Annotated in this window: 27 protein-coding genes; all 27 read right to left on the bottom strand. The window is 50.4% G+C overall.

Annotation, left to right across the window (positions count from 1 at the left end; genetic code table 11):
- Nucleotides 1-59: 59 nt before the first annotated feature.
- Nucleotides 60-449 carry a 50S ribosomal protein L17 gene (gene rplQ, locus HO274_RS09145; protein ID WP_031597176.1) on the bottom strand — a complete coding sequence of 130 codons (390 nt, stop codon included), beginning with the start codon at nucleotides 447-449 and terminating at the stop codon, nucleotides 60-62.
- A 69-nt stretch (nucleotides 450-518) separates the two neighbouring features.
- On the bottom strand, nucleotides 519-1,508 hold the full coding sequence (locus HO274_RS09140) for a DNA-directed RNA polymerase subunit alpha (RefSeq protein ID WP_062187364.1): 990 nt from the start codon (nucleotides 1,506-1,508) through the stop codon (nucleotides 519-521).
- Between the two features lie 41 nt (nucleotides 1,509-1,549).
- On the bottom strand, nucleotides 1,550-2,176 hold the full coding sequence (gene rpsD, locus HO274_RS09135; RefSeq protein ID WP_062187362.1) for a 30S ribosomal protein S4: 627 nt from the start codon (nucleotides 2,174-2,176) through the stop codon (nucleotides 1,550-1,552).
- 20 nt (nucleotides 2,177-2,196) lie between these two features.
- The gene (gene rpsK / locus HO274_RS09130) at nucleotides 2,197-2,592 is read right to left on the bottom strand and encodes a 30S ribosomal protein S11 (RefSeq protein WP_031597171.1); all 396 of its coding nucleotides are present in this window, start codon (nucleotides 2,590-2,592) and stop codon (nucleotides 2,197-2,199) included.
- A gap of 15 nt (nucleotides 2,593-2,607) precedes the next feature.
- Nucleotides 2,608-2,970 (bottom strand): 30S ribosomal protein S13, encoded by a 363-nt coding sequence (gene rpsM, locus HO274_RS09125; protein ID WP_031597170.1) that lies wholly within the window; start codon nucleotides 2,968-2,970, stop codon nucleotides 2,608-2,610.
- Nucleotides 2,971-3,010: 40 nt separating this feature from the next.
- Nucleotides 3,011-3,124 carry a 50S ribosomal protein L36 gene (gene rpmJ, locus HO274_RS09120; RefSeq protein WP_056929431.1) on the bottom strand — a complete coding sequence of 38 codons (114 nt, stop codon included), beginning with the start codon at nucleotides 3,122-3,124 and terminating at the stop codon, nucleotides 3,011-3,013.
- Between the two features lie 23 nt (nucleotides 3,125-3,147).
- Nucleotides 3,148-3,366, bottom strand: a complete 219-nt coding sequence (gene infA / locus HO274_RS09115) for a translation initiation factor IF-1 (protein ID WP_031597169.1) — start codon at nucleotides 3,364-3,366, stop codon at nucleotides 3,148-3,150.
- 2 nt (nucleotides 3,367-3,368) lie between these two features.
- Nucleotides 3,369-4,685, bottom strand: a complete 1,317-nt coding sequence (gene secY / locus HO274_RS09110; RefSeq protein ID WP_031597167.1) for a preprotein translocase subunit SecY — start codon at nucleotides 4,683-4,685, stop codon at nucleotides 3,369-3,371.
- 5 nt (nucleotides 4,686-4,690) lie between these two features.
- Nucleotides 4,691-5,137 (bottom strand): 50S ribosomal protein L15, encoded by a 447-nt coding sequence (rplO, locus tag HO274_RS09105; RefSeq protein ID WP_031597164.1) that lies wholly within the window; start codon nucleotides 5,135-5,137, stop codon nucleotides 4,691-4,693.
- 9 nt (nucleotides 5,138-5,146) lie between these two features.
- Nucleotides 5,147-5,335 (bottom strand): 50S ribosomal protein L30, encoded by a 189-nt coding sequence (gene rpmD / locus HO274_RS09100; protein ID WP_031597163.1) that lies wholly within the window; start codon nucleotides 5,333-5,335, stop codon nucleotides 5,147-5,149.
- Nucleotides 5,336-5,340: 5 nt separating this feature from the next.
- Nucleotides 5,341-5,847 carry a 30S ribosomal protein S5 gene (gene rpsE, locus HO274_RS09095; protein WP_031597160.1) on the bottom strand — a complete coding sequence of 169 codons (507 nt, stop codon included), beginning with the start codon at nucleotides 5,845-5,847 and terminating at the stop codon, nucleotides 5,341-5,343.
- Nucleotides 5,848-5,876: 29 nt separating this feature from the next.
- Nucleotides 5,877-6,230: a 50S ribosomal protein L18 gene (rplR, locus tag HO274_RS09090; protein ID WP_031597158.1), complete on the bottom strand. Its 354-nt coding sequence runs from the start codon at nucleotides 6,228-6,230 to the stop codon at nucleotides 5,877-5,879.
- Between the two features lie 12 nt (nucleotides 6,231-6,242).
- Nucleotides 6,243-6,776 (bottom strand): 50S ribosomal protein L6, encoded by a 534-nt coding sequence (rplF, locus tag HO274_RS09085; protein WP_031597157.1) that lies wholly within the window; start codon nucleotides 6,774-6,776, stop codon nucleotides 6,243-6,245.
- A 13-nt stretch (nucleotides 6,777-6,789) separates the two neighbouring features.
- On the bottom strand, nucleotides 6,790-7,185 hold the full coding sequence (gene rpsH / locus HO274_RS09080; protein ID WP_031597156.1) for a 30S ribosomal protein S8: 396 nt from the start codon (nucleotides 7,183-7,185) through the stop codon (nucleotides 6,790-6,792).
- Nucleotides 7,186-7,202: 17 nt separating this feature from the next.
- Nucleotides 7,203-7,508 (bottom strand): 30S ribosomal protein S14, encoded by a 306-nt coding sequence (gene rpsN / locus HO274_RS09075; RefSeq protein WP_031597155.1) that lies wholly within the window; start codon nucleotides 7,506-7,508, stop codon nucleotides 7,203-7,205.
- Nucleotides 7,509-7,516: 8 nt separating this feature from the next.
- Nucleotides 7,517-8,056 (bottom strand): 50S ribosomal protein L5, encoded by a 540-nt coding sequence (gene rplE / locus HO274_RS09070; RefSeq protein ID WP_031597154.1) that lies wholly within the window; start codon nucleotides 8,054-8,056, stop codon nucleotides 7,517-7,519.
- Between the two features lie 9 nt (nucleotides 8,057-8,065).
- A complete protein-coding gene (gene rplX / locus HO274_RS09065; protein WP_031597153.1) occupies nucleotides 8,066-8,383 on the bottom strand; it encodes a 50S ribosomal protein L24 in 318 nt (105 codons plus the stop codon).
- 8 nt (nucleotides 8,384-8,391) lie between these two features.
- Nucleotides 8,392-8,760: a 50S ribosomal protein L14 gene (gene rplN, locus HO274_RS09060; protein ID WP_031597152.1), complete on the bottom strand. Its 369-nt coding sequence runs from the start codon at nucleotides 8,758-8,760 to the stop codon at nucleotides 8,392-8,394.
- A 180-nt stretch (nucleotides 8,761-8,940) separates the two neighbouring features.
- Entirely contained in the window at nucleotides 8,941-9,216 is a 276-nt protein-coding gene (gene rpsQ / locus HO274_RS09055) for a 30S ribosomal protein S17 (protein ID WP_031597150.1), read from the bottom strand.
- Nucleotides 9,213-9,407, bottom strand: coding sequence for a 50S ribosomal protein L29 (gene rpmC / locus HO274_RS09050; RefSeq protein ID WP_031597148.1), 195 nt, complete (start codon nucleotides 9,405-9,407; stop codon nucleotides 9,213-9,215). Before rpmC ends, rpsQ begins: the two co-directional genes overlap by 4 nt.
- Before the next feature lie 5 nt (nucleotides 9,408-9,412).
- Nucleotides 9,413-9,826: a 50S ribosomal protein L16 gene (rplP, locus tag HO274_RS09045; RefSeq protein WP_031597147.1), complete on the bottom strand. Its 414-nt coding sequence runs from the start codon at nucleotides 9,824-9,826 to the stop codon at nucleotides 9,413-9,415.
- Complete coding sequence (gene rpsC, locus HO274_RS09040; protein WP_031597145.1) at nucleotides 9,810-10,520, bottom strand: 30S ribosomal protein S3; 711 nt, start codon at nucleotides 10,518-10,520, stop codon at nucleotides 9,810-9,812. Before rpsC ends, rplP begins: the two co-directional genes overlap by 17 nt.
- 2 nt (nucleotides 10,521-10,522) lie before the next feature.
- Complete coding sequence (gene rplV, locus HO274_RS09035) at nucleotides 10,523-10,861, bottom strand: 50S ribosomal protein L22 (protein WP_420537357.1); 339 nt, start codon at nucleotides 10,859-10,861, stop codon at nucleotides 10,523-10,525.
- Between the two features lie 8 nt (nucleotides 10,862-10,869).
- The gene (gene rpsS, locus HO274_RS09030; RefSeq protein ID WP_031597142.1) at nucleotides 10,870-11,154 is read right to left on the bottom strand and encodes a 30S ribosomal protein S19; all 285 of its coding nucleotides are present in this window, start codon (nucleotides 11,152-11,154) and stop codon (nucleotides 10,870-10,872) included.
- Nucleotides 11,155-11,165: 11 nt separating this feature from the next.
- Nucleotides 11,166-11,993 (bottom strand): 50S ribosomal protein L2, encoded by an 828-nt coding sequence (rplB, locus tag HO274_RS09025; protein ID WP_031597141.1) that lies wholly within the window; start codon nucleotides 11,991-11,993, stop codon nucleotides 11,166-11,168.
- 2 nt (nucleotides 11,994-11,995) lie between these two features.
- Nucleotides 11,996-12,304: a 50S ribosomal protein L23 gene (gene rplW, locus HO274_RS09020; protein WP_031597140.1), complete on the bottom strand. Its 309-nt coding sequence runs from the start codon at nucleotides 12,302-12,304 to the stop codon at nucleotides 11,996-11,998.
- Nucleotides 12,301-12,921, bottom strand: coding sequence for a 50S ribosomal protein L4 (rplD, locus tag HO274_RS09015; protein ID WP_031597139.1), 621 nt, complete (start codon nucleotides 12,919-12,921; stop codon nucleotides 12,301-12,303). Before rplD ends, rplW begins: the two co-directional genes overlap by 4 nt.
- Between the last annotated feature and the right edge of the window lies 1 nt (nucleotide 12,922).

Below are 12,922 nucleotides of genomic sequence, written 5' to 3'. Positions count from 1 at the left end.
ATAAAAAGCCTGCGTATGCAGGCTTTTTATTACGATAGATATCGAACAGATACGGGTTATTATTCGCCATCTTCCTCGATCACTTCAACGTCAGGACGATCTACCAACTCCACAAAGGCCATGGGTGCATTATCCCCCTGGCGAAATCCGAACTTGAGAATCCGGACATACCCCCCTGGTCGTGTCTTGTAACGGGGGCCCAATTCATTGAAGAGTTTCATGACCATTTCGCGATCCCGCAACCGATCAAAAGCGAGACGGTGATTGGCCAATGTAGGTTCCTTGCCCAAAGTGATCAGGGGTTCCACCACCCGACGCAATTCCTTGGCCTTTGGCAGCGTGGTCTTGATTGCCTCATGGCGCAGCAATGAATTGGACATATTCCGCAACATGGCCAAACGATGGCTGGTGGTACGATTAAGTTTGCGATTGCTTAAACGGTGACGCATTTGATAATCCTCATGATTTCAGTCATTTATAAGTAATGCGCCAGTTGGCGCTTATGGTGAACGTGTCAGTTAACGACGTTCCAAACCTGCGGGAGGCCAGTTTTCCAGTTTCATGCCCAAGGTCAAACTCTTGGTTGCCAATACTTCCTTAATTTCATTCAAAGACTTACGACCAAGATTTGGGGTCTTAAGCAACTCGGTTTCAGTCCGTTGAATCAAATCACCAATATAATAAATATTTTCTGCCTTAAGGCAATTGGCAGAACGAACGGTCAACTCAAGATCATCCACTGGTTGCAGGAGAATAGGGTCCACCTGGGGAATGCGCGTGGTTTCATTGGAGACTGGCGTACCCTGCAGATCCGCAAAAACCGACAGTTGTTCCATCAGAACCCGGGCAGCAAAACGCACGGCTTCCTCAGGTTCAATGGCCCCATTGGTTTCAATGTCCATTACCAGGCGATCAAGGTCAGTCCGTTGCTCCACGCGCGCACTTTCCACCGCATAACTGACACGCCGAACCGGACTATAGGAGGCATCCAACTGAATGCCACTGACCGCATGGGTTTCGTCATTATCAGGACGAACAGAAGCAGGTTCGTAGCCAAAACCTTTGGATACCTTGACCTGCATCTCCAGTTTTCCACCTGCAGTAAGATGAGCGATGACATGTCCCGGATTGATGATCTCCACTTGATGCTGGGGATCAAAATCCGCCGCTGTCACCACACAAGGACCAGCCTTGGAGAGAGTCAAAACAGCATCATCATGCTGATGAAGTTTTAAAACGACCCCCTTGAGGTTCAGCAACAAATCCACCACATCTTCCTGAACGCCATCCACTGTGGAATACTCATGAACCACATTGGAAATCTTGACTTCAACCGGTGCAAAACCCGGCATGGAGGAAAGCAGAATGCGCCGCAACGCATTACCCAGGGTATGACCGTACCCCCGTTCAAAGGGCTCCATCAAAACCTTGGCATGATTCGGATGGATGTTCTGAACTTCGATAGAACGTGGTTTCAAAAAATTTGCAGTCAATGTATCTTCTTGCATCATTTGTCCTTGATGATCGATCTCAGGTTCATAACTCCTGATTATTTGGAGTACAGTTCCACAATCAGGGACTCGTTGATCGTGGACGGCAATTCACTACGTTCCGGGCGCGCCTTGTAGACACCCTTCAAAGCCTTGATGTCGACTTCAATCCACTCGGGAAACCCTCTCCCTTCTGCCGCTTCTGCAGACGCCTTGATACGCAACTGATGCCGTGACTTTTCCGCAACCTGCACCTGATCCCCAGGGCGAACCTGGTAAGAAGGGATATTCACGCGCTTGCCATTGACAAGAATTCCGTTATGGCGAACCACTTGTCTTGCTTCCACGCGCGAGGCACCAAAGCCCATGCGATAGGCGACGTTATCCAGGCGACTTTCCAGGGCTTTCAGAAGATTATCACCGGTAATTCCGCGAGCACGCTCGGCGGCTTTATAGGTCAAGCGAAACTGGCCTTCCAGCACACCATAAATTCTCCGAACCTTTTGCTTGGCACGCAACTGACCACCATAGTCGGATTGACGGCTTTGCTTTTGTCCATGTTGTCCGGGCGCGTAGGCACGACGCTCGATGGCACATTTTTCTGTAAAACATTTTTCGCCCTTGAGGAAAAGTTTCTCCCCTTCACGGCGACATTGACGGCATTTGGCATCCAGGTTTCTGGCCACAGTATTCTCCCGCTACCTGATTAAATACGACGCTTTTTCGGAGGACGGCACCCATTATGGGGAACCGGTGTCACATCCGAAATGCTGGTGATTTTAAAGCCTACGGAATTCAAGGCACGAACAGCAGACTCTCGTCCGGGTCCCGGCCCCTTGATCCGGACTTCAAGGTTTTTTACGCCACATTCCTGCGCCGCCTTACCTGCATTTTCTGCTGCAATCTGAGCTGCAAAGGGAGTGCTTTTACGCGATCCCTTGAAGCCATTACTGCCAGAAGTTGCCCAGGACAAGGCGTTTCCTTGACGATCGGTAATTGTGACAATCGTATTATTGAAGGAAGCGTGAACATGCGCGATTCCTTCAGCCACATTCTTTTTGACTTTCTTGCGCGCACGTGCGCCCGTATTGGATTTGACCATGTCTAACTCCTGGAATTACTTGGTTGTACGCACAGCTTTGCGCGGGCCCTTGCGGGTACGAGCATTGGTGCGGGTTCTCTGTCCACGACAAGGCAGGCCACGTCGATGGCGAGTGCCACGGTAACTACCGAGATCCATCAGCCGTTTGATGTTAAGCGAAACCTCCCGACGCAAGTCACCTTCTACAGAAAATTTGGTGACTTCAACCCGTAACCGCTCCATATCAGCGTCGGTAAGATCCTTGATCTTGGTGCTGGTCGTGACTCCGGCTGCAGCACAGATATCTCGTGCTCGCGAACGACCGATTCCATAAATGGCGGTCAAGGCAATTTCTGCATGTTGATGGTTAGGGATGTTGACCCCTGCAATACGAGCCATATGCGTCCTCAGTTTCTAGTGCGATAGTAAAAAAAATCAATCAGCCTTGGCGCTGTTTGTGCCGTGGATCTTCACAAATGACGCGCAAGACGCCTTTGCGACGGACCAGTTTGCACTTGCGACAAACTTTTTTGACAGATGCTTGTACTTTCATGATGTTCTCCAGCAAAGCCCGTGCTACTTGGCACGGAAGGTGATTCGACAACGGCTCAGATCATAGGGAGTGAGTTCAACGGTCACCTTGTCTCCGGGAAGAATGCGAATGTAATGCATGCGCATCTTTCCTGATATATGTCCTAATACCACATGATCATTTTCTAGTTTTACCCGGAAGGTGGCATTAGGAAGGGTTTCCAGAATTTCTCCCTGCATTTCAATGGTGTCTTCCTTGGCCATGATTACTTTGCCCCTTGTCCTTTAAAATTCGCCTTCTTGAGCAAACTTTCGTACTGTTGGGACATGAGATAGGTTTGAACTTGGGCCATAAAATCCATAGTAACGACAACGATGATCAACAATGAGGTCCCACCAAAATAAAACGGGACATTAAACTTAACAATCAAAAATTCAGGTAATAAACAAACCAAAGTGATGTAGATGGCCCCCGTCAGCGTCAACCGTGTGAGAATTTTATCCAGGTAGCGCGAAGTTTGTTCACCTGGACGAATCCCCGGAATGAACGCACCGTTCTTTTTCAGGTTATCCGCAGTTTCCTTGCTGTTAAAGACCAAGGCAGTATAGAAAAAACAGAAAAACAAAATAGCCCCTGCATAAAGCATGACATAAATGGGCTGTCCAGGACTTAGCATACTGCTGATCTCTTTGAGCCAACCAAAATGTTGCCGGCTTCCGAACCACCCGGCCAGGGTAGCGGGAAAAAGAATGATGCTGCTGGCAAAAATGGGAGGAATTACCCCTGCCATATTGATCTTGAGGGGAAGATGACTGCTTTGTCCCCCATAAATCTTGTTGCCCACCTGACGCTTGGCGTAATTCACCGTAATCTTGCGCTGACCACGTTCCACAAATACCACGAGGGCAGTCACGGCCACCACTGCTGTAAAAATAGACAAGGCCAGGAACCAACTGAAGGCACCCGTGCGAACCAATTCCAGGGTACTGCCTACAGCACGGGGCAATCCTGCCACGATTCCACTGAAAATGATCAAGGAAATTCCATTACCGATGCCTCGCTCGGTGATTTGTTCCCCCAACCACATCAAAAACATGGTACCCGTCACTAACGTAATGGCGGTAGTCAAGCGGAAAGGAAGACCGGGGTCGAGCACAAGACCGGGTTGTGCTTCCAGTGCCACCGCAATTCCCATGGCTTGAAAGAAAGCCAGTACTACCGTCCCATAACGAGTGTACTGAGTGATCTTGCGCCGACCCGCTTCACCTTCTTTTTTCAGGGTCTCGAGGGAAGGTACCACCGTCGTCAATAACTGCATGATGATGGACGATGAAATATAAGGCATGATACCCAGAGCGAAAACTGTGAATCGAGAAAGCGCTCCTCCAGAAAACATGTTGACCATGCCGAGTATGCCGGACTTCTGACTGCTGAAAAGTTTCGACAACTCATCGGGATTGATTCCCGGTACAGGGATATGAGCACCCAGGCGATATACCACCAGAGCACCCACAACAAACCAGAGGCGACGTTTGAGGTCGTCCAGTTTGCTTCCTGAAAAATTGTTGGGAACCGAAGCCAAAATCTTTACTCGCTCTTCTGATCCAGAATCGTACCACCCGCTGCTTCGATGGCTTTACGCGCACCTTGAGTGACACCGATACCCCGGATTTGAACTGCGCGGGTAATTTCGCCCTTCAGAAATACCTTTGCGCCTTGAGCAGAGCCCGATATCACGCCCGCTTCCTTCAGTGCCAACAAATCGATGACTTCCGAGGTTACACGCATCAGATCCACCAGGCGCACCTGCTCTGTGGCTCCTTGAGTCAAACTGACAAAACCACGCTTGGGCAGCCGCCGTTGCAAAGGCATCTGACCGCCTTCAAAACCCACTTTATGAAAACCACCGGAGCGAGATTTTTGCCCTTTATGACCACGTCCTGCAGTTTTCCCCAAACCACTGCCGATCCCTCTTCCCACACGACGTCGTGCTTGTTTGGCCCCAACTGCGGGTTTGATTGTGTTCAGTTCCATGTTCTCTCCTTACTCGCTACGGACCAGATGGTGAACACTGGCAGCCATACCGCGATTTTCCGGGGTATCCAATACCTCAACGCTGTGATTCATACGACGTAAGCCTAACCCGCGCACGCAATCACGATGGGATTTGATCGCACCAATCGGGCTTTTGGTCAGGGTCACTCGAAAAGTCTTAATTTCTGGTTGAGTCATTGTCATCACTCCATGATCTCTTCAATGGTCTTGCCACGCTTAGCAGCCACTTCTGACGGTCGACGCGTTGCTTCGAGACCCTTGAGGGTTGCGCGGATAACATTGTAGGGGTTGGTGGAGCCAATACACTTGGCCAGCACATTGGTCACACCCATGACTTCAAAAACCGCGCGCATTGGACCACCTGCGATAATCCCGGTACCTTCGGAAGCCGGTTGCATAAAGACTTTCGCCGCACCATGCTCTCCCATGACCTGATGAAAGAGCGTGCCATTCTTCAAATTCACTTTTACCATCTTGCGCCGCGCCTGTTCCATTGCTTTCTGAACAGCCACAGGAACTTCCCGAGCCTTACCCTTACCCATGCCGATACCGCCATCACCGTCTCCAACCACGGTCAATGCGGCAAAGCCGAGAATACGTCCACCTTTAACCACCTTGGTGACGCGGTTGACTGCAACCATTTTTTCGCGCAGTCCATCACCACGCTCTTCATTGTCATTCTTTGCCATGTGCTTTCCCCAATGGGTCGCTGATTCGATTAAAACTGAAGTCCGCCTTCACGAGCCGCGTCGGCCAATGCCTTGACGCGACCGTGATAGCGAAATCCGGAACGATCAAAAGCCACCTGCTCGACGCCCACTGCCTTGGCTTTTTCTGCAATGCGTTTCCCAATCAGAACCGCAGCTGCAATATTTGATCCATTCCCGAGAATGTTGCGAACTTCCGGCTCAAGTGTAGAGGCGCTGGCCAATACCTTGGAACCCGTAGGATCAATGATCTGGGCATAGACGTGCTGATTGGTTCGATGAATTGACAAACGAATCACCCCCAATTCGGCAATCTTGGCGCGCGTGCGCTTAGCACGACGAACTCTTCCATTTTCATGCATCATGATAAATTTGCCTTATTTCTTCTTGGTTTCTTTAATGATCACTTTCTCGTCGGCGTAGCGAACCCCTTTTCCTTTGTAGGGTTCAGGTTTCCGATACGCACGAACCTCAGCGGCCACCTGTCCTACCACCTGCCGATCAATACCTTTGATCAGGATTTCAGTCTGGGTTGGGGTTTCCACCTTGATTCCAAGAGGCATCTGGTGAACCACCGGATGAGAAAAACCAAGGGAAAGATTCAACTTGTCACCAGCAGCCTGAGCACGATAGCCCACACCCACCAGAGTCAGTTTCTTTTCCCAGCCTTTCGTAACACCGGTCACCATATTGGAAACCAGTGCACGAAGGGTACCGGACATGGCATTTGCAGCCGCGGTCTCGTTGGCGGGTTCAAACAGAAGTTCATTGCCCACCTGATTGATTCGAACGAGTGTACCCACTCTCTGAGTCAATGTTCCGAGAGGTCCCTTGACAGTGATCAACTGATCTGCCTGGGTAATTTCTACTTTCTCAGGAAGTGCAACAGGATATTTCGCGATACGTGACATAATTAAGTCTCCTTTATGCCACTACACACAGCACTTCGCCACCGACATTCTGGCGACGGGCTGCGCGATCGGTAATGACTCCAGCGGGGGTAGAAACAATCGCTACACCCAACCCGTTCATGACCTTGGGTATTTCATCACTGGCTTTATAGATACGCAACCCAGGGCGACTGACTCGCTGAATCAATTCAATCACGGGGCGACCCGCATAATACTTCAGTCCAATTTCCAGAGTGGGTTTGGAATCCTTCTGGTGAACCTGCATACCATCGATATAGCCTTCGTCCAACAGGACTTTAGCAATGGCAACCTTCAACTTAGAAGAGGGCATAGAAACACTGGGCTTTTCTGCCCGTTGCGCGTTGCGGATGCGCGTCAGCATATCCGCGATAGGATCTGTCATACTCATCGATTAGGCTCCTGCGACTACCAACTGGCTTTGGTTATGCCCGGTATTTCACCGCGCATGGCAATTTCACGAAATTTGTTCCGCCCTAACCCGAACTTGCTATAAACCCCGCGCGGTCTTCCCGTCAATGCGCAACGATTACGCAACCGGACTGGACTGGCGTTACGGGGTAAATTCTGGAGAGCTTCACGGGCAACCATGCGGGCATCGTCATCCGCCTTGGAGTCATTGATGATAGCCACCAATGATGCCCGTTTTACTGCGAATTTCTTAACCGCTGCGCGGCGCTTCAATTCACGATTGATTAATGCAACTTTAGCCACAGTTCACCTCAAACTTTCAACGGGAATTTAAAGGCCAACAACAATGCTTTTGCTTCTGCATCGGTTTTGGCTGTGGTGGTAATGGTAATGTTCATACCACGAACGGCATCAATCTTGTCGTATTCGATCTCAGGGAAAATGGTTTGCTCGCGCACGCCCATACTGTAGTTCCCCCTTCCATCGAAGGAACGTCCTGAGATACCACGAAAATCTCGAATTCGCGGAATCGCTACGGAGATGAGACGATCAAGAAACTCAAACATCCGTTGACTACGCAATGTGACCATGCATCCAATGGGATAACCCTGACGAATCTTGAACCCAGCAATGGACTTGCGCGATTTGGTCACCACCGGTTTTTGTCCGGCGATTTTTTCCATATCTCCCACGGCATGCTCGATTACCTTCTTGTCAGATACGGCCTCACCCACTCCCATATTGAGAGTGATTTTGGAAATGCGTGGCACCTCCATGACTGACTTATACCCAAATTGCTTGATCAGTTCGGGCACGACATTTTCTTTATAGTAACTATCCAGGCGGCTCATACTTTATCCTTACGCATCGACCACTTCGCCATTCGACTTGAAAACACGGACTTTTTTCCCGTCTTCAAGAATACGAATACCGACTCGATCGGCTTTTTGTGTGGCAGGATTGAACAGTGCTACGTTGGAGATATGCAAGGGCATTTCCTTGGTCAGGATACCGCCATTTTCGCCCTTGGCCGGGTTGGGTCGAACATGCTTGCGCACTTGATTGAGCCCTTCCACTACCACTCCATCGAGACCCACCATTTCACGAATGGGACCCCTCTTACCCTTGTCCTTGCCAGCAATGGCAACGACTTCATCACCTTTACGAAACTTGCGCATGTCTGCTCCTATAATACTTCAGGGGCCAGAGAAACGATTTTCATAAATTTCTCCGTTCTGAGTTCGCGCGTGACGGGCCCAAAGATCCGGGTACCAATAGGCTCCAATTTAGCATTGAGCAGTACTGCCGCATTGCCATCGAAACGAACCAGTGAACCATCAGGACGACGCACACCCTTAGCGGTTCTAACAACAACCGCGTTATATACCTCACCTTTCTTGACACGACCCCGGGGTGCAGCACTTTTGATGCTGACCTTGATCACATCCCCTATACCGGCATAACGCCGTTTTGAACCGCCGAGAACTTTGATGCACATCACTGACTTTGCACCGGTGTTATCTGCGACATCGAGTTTCGATTGCATTTGAATCATGGTTTAAACCTCTCCAACTTAATTCACCGTGTTGCTCTGCAGGTTCAGGATCAGCGATCCCGAATCGGTGACCAGTTTTGGACCCCGTTGTATTGGGAAAATGGTACTACCTAAGGAACCGCTGATTCTAGCACTGATATGGATACTTTGCAAGCAATCCGTGATCTACTGACAAAATGCTCAGGCCGATACCGCGCGGGAAACCAGCTCAGTCACTGTCCATGTCTTGGTTTTAGACAAGGGGCGGCACTCCTCGATGATGACCACATCACCGGCATGCACTGTATTATCTTCATTGTGAGCATGATATTTTTTGGATCGACGCATGATCTTCCCGATGAAAGGATGTGTCACCGTACGTTCCACCAGAACCGTGACCGTTTTATCCATTTTATCGCTCACAACCGTACCGGTAAGGGTTCGTTTCCCTCCCTTCGCTTTTTCTTCTGTACTCATTTGGCCACTCCCTTTTCAGCAATCACGGTTTTGACCCGCGCGATTTCGCGCCGCAACTTGCCAAGTTCACTGGTTTTGTTACTTTGTTGCGTGGCGATCTGCATTTTCAGACCAAAACGAGCCTGATACAGATTGATCAACTCTTGATTCAATTCTTCTGCACTCTTGGTTCTCAAGTCTATTGTCTTCATGCCCATCATCCCAATTGTCGCGTGACGAAGGTGGTGGCAATGGGCAATTTAGCCGCAGCCAGTTGAAAGGCCTCCCGCGCCAATGCCTCATCCACCCCATCCATTTCATAAAGTACTTTACCTGGTACGATTTCAGCCACAAAATATTCCGGGCTGCCCTTCCCATTTCCCATCCGAACTTCGGCGGGTTTACGGGAAATGGGTTTGTCCGGGAAAATCCGAATCCAGATCCGTCCGCCCCGCTTGATATGACGGGTCATGGCACGGCGCGCCGCTTCGATCTGGCGAGCAGTCAAACGACCCCGTTCCGTGGCCTTGAGACCAAAATCTCCAAAGGAAACTTTTGCACCACGGGTTGCCACACCGGTATTCCGGCCCTTTTGTTGCTTGCGATATTTTGTTCTAGCTGGCTGCAGCATTTCGAACTCCTGACTTACGTGATTTCTTCTCAGGTTCAGCCGGAGCAGCGACAACCTGCTCACCACGACCCATGATTTCACCCTTGAACACCAAGACACGCACGCCAATCACCCCATAGGTGGTTTTGGCTTCCGAGAAACCGTAGTCTATATCGGCACGCAGTGTATGCAGAGGAACCCGCCCTTCACGATACCATTCGGTACGTGCAATTTCGATCCCGTTCAGTCGACCGCTGCTGGTAATCTTGATGCCCTGGGCACCCAGACGCATGGCATTTTGCATGGCGCGCTTCATGGCACGACGAAACATGACACGTTTTTCCAACTGGCTCGTGATCCCATCCGCAATGATCTGTGCATCAATTTCCGGTTTGCGAATTTCCTCAATATTGACAGCCACCGGCACCTTCATCAATTTCTGCAGACTGGTACGCAGATTTTCGATATCCTCGCCTTTCTTGCCGATCACCATTCCAGGTCGAGCACTGTAAATGGTGATTTTGGCATTCTTGGCCGGACGTTCGATGATGACACGACCCACGGAAGCATTGGCCAACTTCTTTTTTAGAAAGGCGCGGACCTTGATGTCATCCTGCAACATTCCAGGAAAGTTTTTTGAATTGGCAAACCAGCGCGAACTCCAGTTCTTGAGAACGCTCAATCGAAAGCCGATTGGATGTATTTTCTGACCCATGGTTACTCCTCGTCCGCGACCGTGACATAAATATGACAGGTGGGCTTGACGATACGGTTCCCACGTCCTTTGGCTCGCGCAGTAAAGCGCTTCAGTACTGGCCCTTTTTCCACAAAAATCGTGGAAATTTTTAACTCATCCACATCCAGACCCAGATTATGCTCTGCATTGGCAATGGCGGATTCAAGTACTTTCTTGATGATTCGCGCCCCTTTTTTAGGGCTGAAATTCAGTACGTCCAGAGCCTTTGCTACGCCCATGCCCCGTACCTGATCAGCCACCAGTCGACCTTTCTGTGCTGAAAGGTGGACTCCACGCAATGTTGCTTGTACGTTCATCATGGTTCCCCTTACTTCTTGCCGGAGGAAGCTTTCTTGTCTGCTGCGTGACCTTTGAAGGTACGCGTCAGAGAAAACTCTCCTAATTTATGGCCCACCATATTTTCAGTGACATACACCGGGATATGTTGCTTTCCGTTATGTACTGCAATGGTCAGTCCGACAAAATCCGGTAGAACCGTGGAACGCCGTGACCAAGTCTTGATAGGGCGTTTATCTTTGGAAGCTACTGCAACTTCCACCTTTTTGATGAGGTGACCGTCTACAAACGGTCCCTTCTTAACCGAACGTGCCATATCGATGACCCTTATGCCGATTGCCGACGACGCACGATCATATTGTTCGTGCGTTTGTTCTTGCGTGTACGATACCCCTTGGTCTGAATACCCCAGGGACTGACAGGATGACGGCCTGCGGCAGTTTTACCTTCACCGCCCCCATGGGGATGGTCCACAGGATTCATAGCAACCCCGCGCACTGTGGGTCGAATCCCACGCCAGCGCTGAGCCCCAGCCTTTCCGATGGAACGAAGATTATGTTCCTCGTTGCTCACTTCTCCCAGGGTGGCGCGACAATCCACATGGACGCGCCGAATTTCTCCTGAACGCAAACGAAGTTGTGCATAAGTTCCTTCCCGCGCCAAAAGTTGCACCGAGGTGCCTGCCGAGCGGGCCATCTGAGCGCCCTTGCCCGGTTGCATTTCGATACAGTGAATGGTGCTACCCACCGGAATATTGCGAAGTGGCAAGCAATTTCCCGGCTTGATGGGTGCTTCTGGGCCACTCATCAATTGTGCGCCCTGTAAAATACCTCTGGGTGCAATGATGTAACGGCGTTCTCCGTCGGCATAACATAACAAGGCCAGATGTGCGGTCCGATTAGGATCGTACTCGATACGTTCCACATTGGCGACGATACCGTCCTTGTTGCGCCGGAAATCCACCACACGATAATGCTGACGATGACCGCCCCCTTGATGACGAGTGGTGATATGTCCGTTATTGTTACGTCCTGCGTGCTTGAATTGCTTTTCCAGCAAACTTTTTTCTGCTTCGCCCTTGTGCAGGTGGGGATGGCTGACTCTGATCACGCCCCGCCGGCCCGGCGATGTAGGTTTCATCTTGATGATCGCCATGTCTATTCTCCCTGCACCAGATTAAGTTCCTGGCCAGCCTTGAGGCAGACGTAGGCTTTTTTCCAATCCTTACGTTTGCCCACGAAACGACCAGAACGTTTGTGTTTACCTTTGACGTTGACTACCTGCACGGTGTCCACTTCAACCTTGAACAGATGTTGAACAGCCGCTTTAATTTCCGCCTTGGTTGCATCACAAATCACACGAAACACGGCTTGTTGATGCTTGTCCGCGACGCGTGTACTTTTTTCGGAAATGACAGGGGCCTCGATGATCTGAAGCAGACGTTCTTCACGAAAGATGGTATTCATCCCAGCACCTCCTCGAATTTCTTGACCGCACTGCGCGTCAGGACCACCTTCGGAAAACGCACCAGATTGTATGGGTCTGCTTCCGTAACCATGAGAACCAACGCATTGGGCAGATTTCGCGAAGACAAATAAAGATTCTCATCCAAGCTATCGGTAATGATCAGCACCCGTTCCAATCCCATTCCCTTCAATTTTCCTGCAAAGTGACGGGTTTTGGGGGACTCGAGTGCAATGTCCTCTACCACAGCCAGTCGATCTTCCCGCACCAGTTGAGACAGAATGGTGCACATGCCCACACGGTACATTTTACGGTTGACCTTATGGCTAAAGTTTTCATCCGGGCTGGAGGGAAAAATCTTGCCTCCACCGCGCCACAAGGGACTGGACGCCATCCCGGCTCGGGCTCGCCCTGTCCCCTTCTGTTTCCAGGGCTTGCGGGTGGATTTGGCCACTTCACTGCGCCCTTTCTGGGCGCGGGTTCCTTGCCGTGCATTGGCCTGAAATGCCACAACCAACTGATGTACCAGTGGTTCGTTGTAGTCTCTGGCAAATAATGCATCGGAACCATTAACGGTGGAAGTCACCTGTCCGTTGTCGTCGATCAGTTTGAGATCCATC

Origin of the sequence: Ferrovum myxofaciens (assembly GCF_013181415.1) — a bacterium.
In the GTDB taxonomy this organism is placed as follows: Bacteria; Pseudomonadota; Gammaproteobacteria; order Burkholderiales; family Ferrovaceae; genus Ferrovum; species Ferrovum myxofaciens.
This window is presented reverse-complemented; position numbering and strand designations above follow the sequence as displayed.

Excerpts from the sequence above, each read along its gene's own strand:
- infA (WP_031597169.1), bottom strand. The coding sequence starts at position 3,366 with ATGGCCAAGGAAGACACCATTGAAATGCAGGGAGAAATTCTGGAAACC.
- rplE (WP_031597154.1), bottom strand. The coding sequence starts at position 8,056 with ATGAGCCGCCTGGATAGTTACTATAAAGAAAATGTCGTGCCCGAACTG.
- rplP (WP_031597147.1), bottom strand. The coding sequence starts at position 9,826 with ATGCTGCAGCCAGCTAGAACAAAATATCGCAAGCAACAAAAGGGCCGG.
- rplW (WP_031597140.1), bottom strand. The coding sequence starts at position 12,304 with ATGAATACCATCTTTCGTGAAGAACGTCTGCTTCAGATCATCGAGGCC.
- rpsM (WP_031597170.1), bottom strand. The coding sequence starts at position 2,970 with ATGGCTCGTATTGCAGGGGTCAACATCCCTAACCATCAACATGCAGAA.
- rpmC (WP_031597148.1), bottom strand. The coding sequence starts at position 9,407 with ATGAAGACAATAGACTTGAGAACCAAGAGTGCAGAAGAATTGAATCAA.
- rpsE (WP_031597160.1), bottom strand. The coding sequence starts at position 5,847 with ATGGCAAAGAATGACAATGAAGAGCGTGGTGATGGACTGCGCGAAAAA.
- rpsH (WP_031597156.1), bottom strand. The coding sequence starts at position 7,185 with ATGAGTATGACAGATCCTATCGCGGATATGCTGACGCGCATCCGCAAC.
- rpsS (WP_031597142.1), bottom strand. The coding sequence starts at position 11,154 with ATGGCACGTTCGGTTAAGAAGGGACCGTTTGTAGACGGTCACCTCATC.
- rplV (WP_420537357.1), bottom strand. The coding sequence starts at position 10,861 with ATGATGAACGTACAAGCAACATTGCGTGGAGTCCACCTTTCAGCACAG.
- rplF (WP_031597157.1), bottom strand. The coding sequence starts at position 6,776 with ATGTCACGTATCGCGAAATATCCTGTTGCACTTCCTGAGAAAGTAGAA.
- rplX (WP_031597153.1), bottom strand. The coding sequence starts at position 8,383 with ATGCGCAAGTTTCGTAAAGGTGATGAAGTCGTTGCCATTGCTGGCAAG.
- rplR (WP_031597158.1), bottom strand. The coding sequence starts at position 6,230 with ATGATGCATGAAAATGGAAGAGTTCGTCGTGCTAAGCGCACGCGCGCC.
- rplQ (WP_031597176.1), bottom strand. The coding sequence starts at position 449 with ATGCGTCACCGTTTAAGCAATCGCAAACTTAATCGTACCACCAGCCAT.
- rpmJ (WP_056929431.1), bottom strand. The coding sequence starts at position 3,124 with ATGAAAGTACAAGCATCTGTCAAAAAAGTTTGTCGCAAGTGCAAACTG.
- rpmD (WP_031597163.1), bottom strand. The coding sequence starts at position 5,335 with ATGACTCAACCAGAAATTAAGACTTTTCGAGTGACCCTGACCAAAAGC.
- rplB (WP_031597141.1), bottom strand. The coding sequence starts at position 11,993 with ATGGCGATCATCAAGATGAAACCTACATCGCCGGGCCGGCGGGGCGTG.
- rplO (WP_031597164.1), bottom strand. The coding sequence starts at position 5,137 with ATGGAACTGAACACAATCAAACCCGCAGTTGGGGCCAAACAAGCACGA.
- HO274_RS09140 (WP_062187364.1), bottom strand. The coding sequence starts at position 1,508 with ATGCAAGAAGATACATTGACTGCAAATTTTTTGAAACCACGTTCTATC.
- rplN (WP_031597152.1), bottom strand. The coding sequence starts at position 8,760 with ATGATTCAAATGCAATCGAAACTCGATGTCGCAGATAACACCGGTGCA.
- rpsC (WP_031597145.1), bottom strand. The coding sequence starts at position 10,520 with ATGGGTCAGAAAATACATCCAATCGGCTTTCGATTGAGCGTTCTCAAG.
- rplD (WP_031597139.1), bottom strand. The coding sequence starts at position 12,921 with ATGGATCTCAAACTGATCGACGACAACGGACAGGTGACTTCCACCGTT.
- rpsQ (WP_031597150.1), bottom strand. The coding sequence starts at position 9,216 with ATGAGTACAGAAGAAAAAGCGAAGGGAGGGAAACGAACCCTTACCGGT.
- rpsK (WP_031597171.1), bottom strand. The coding sequence starts at position 2,592 with ATGGTCAAATCCAATACGGGCGCACGTGCGCGCAAGAAAGTCAAAAAG.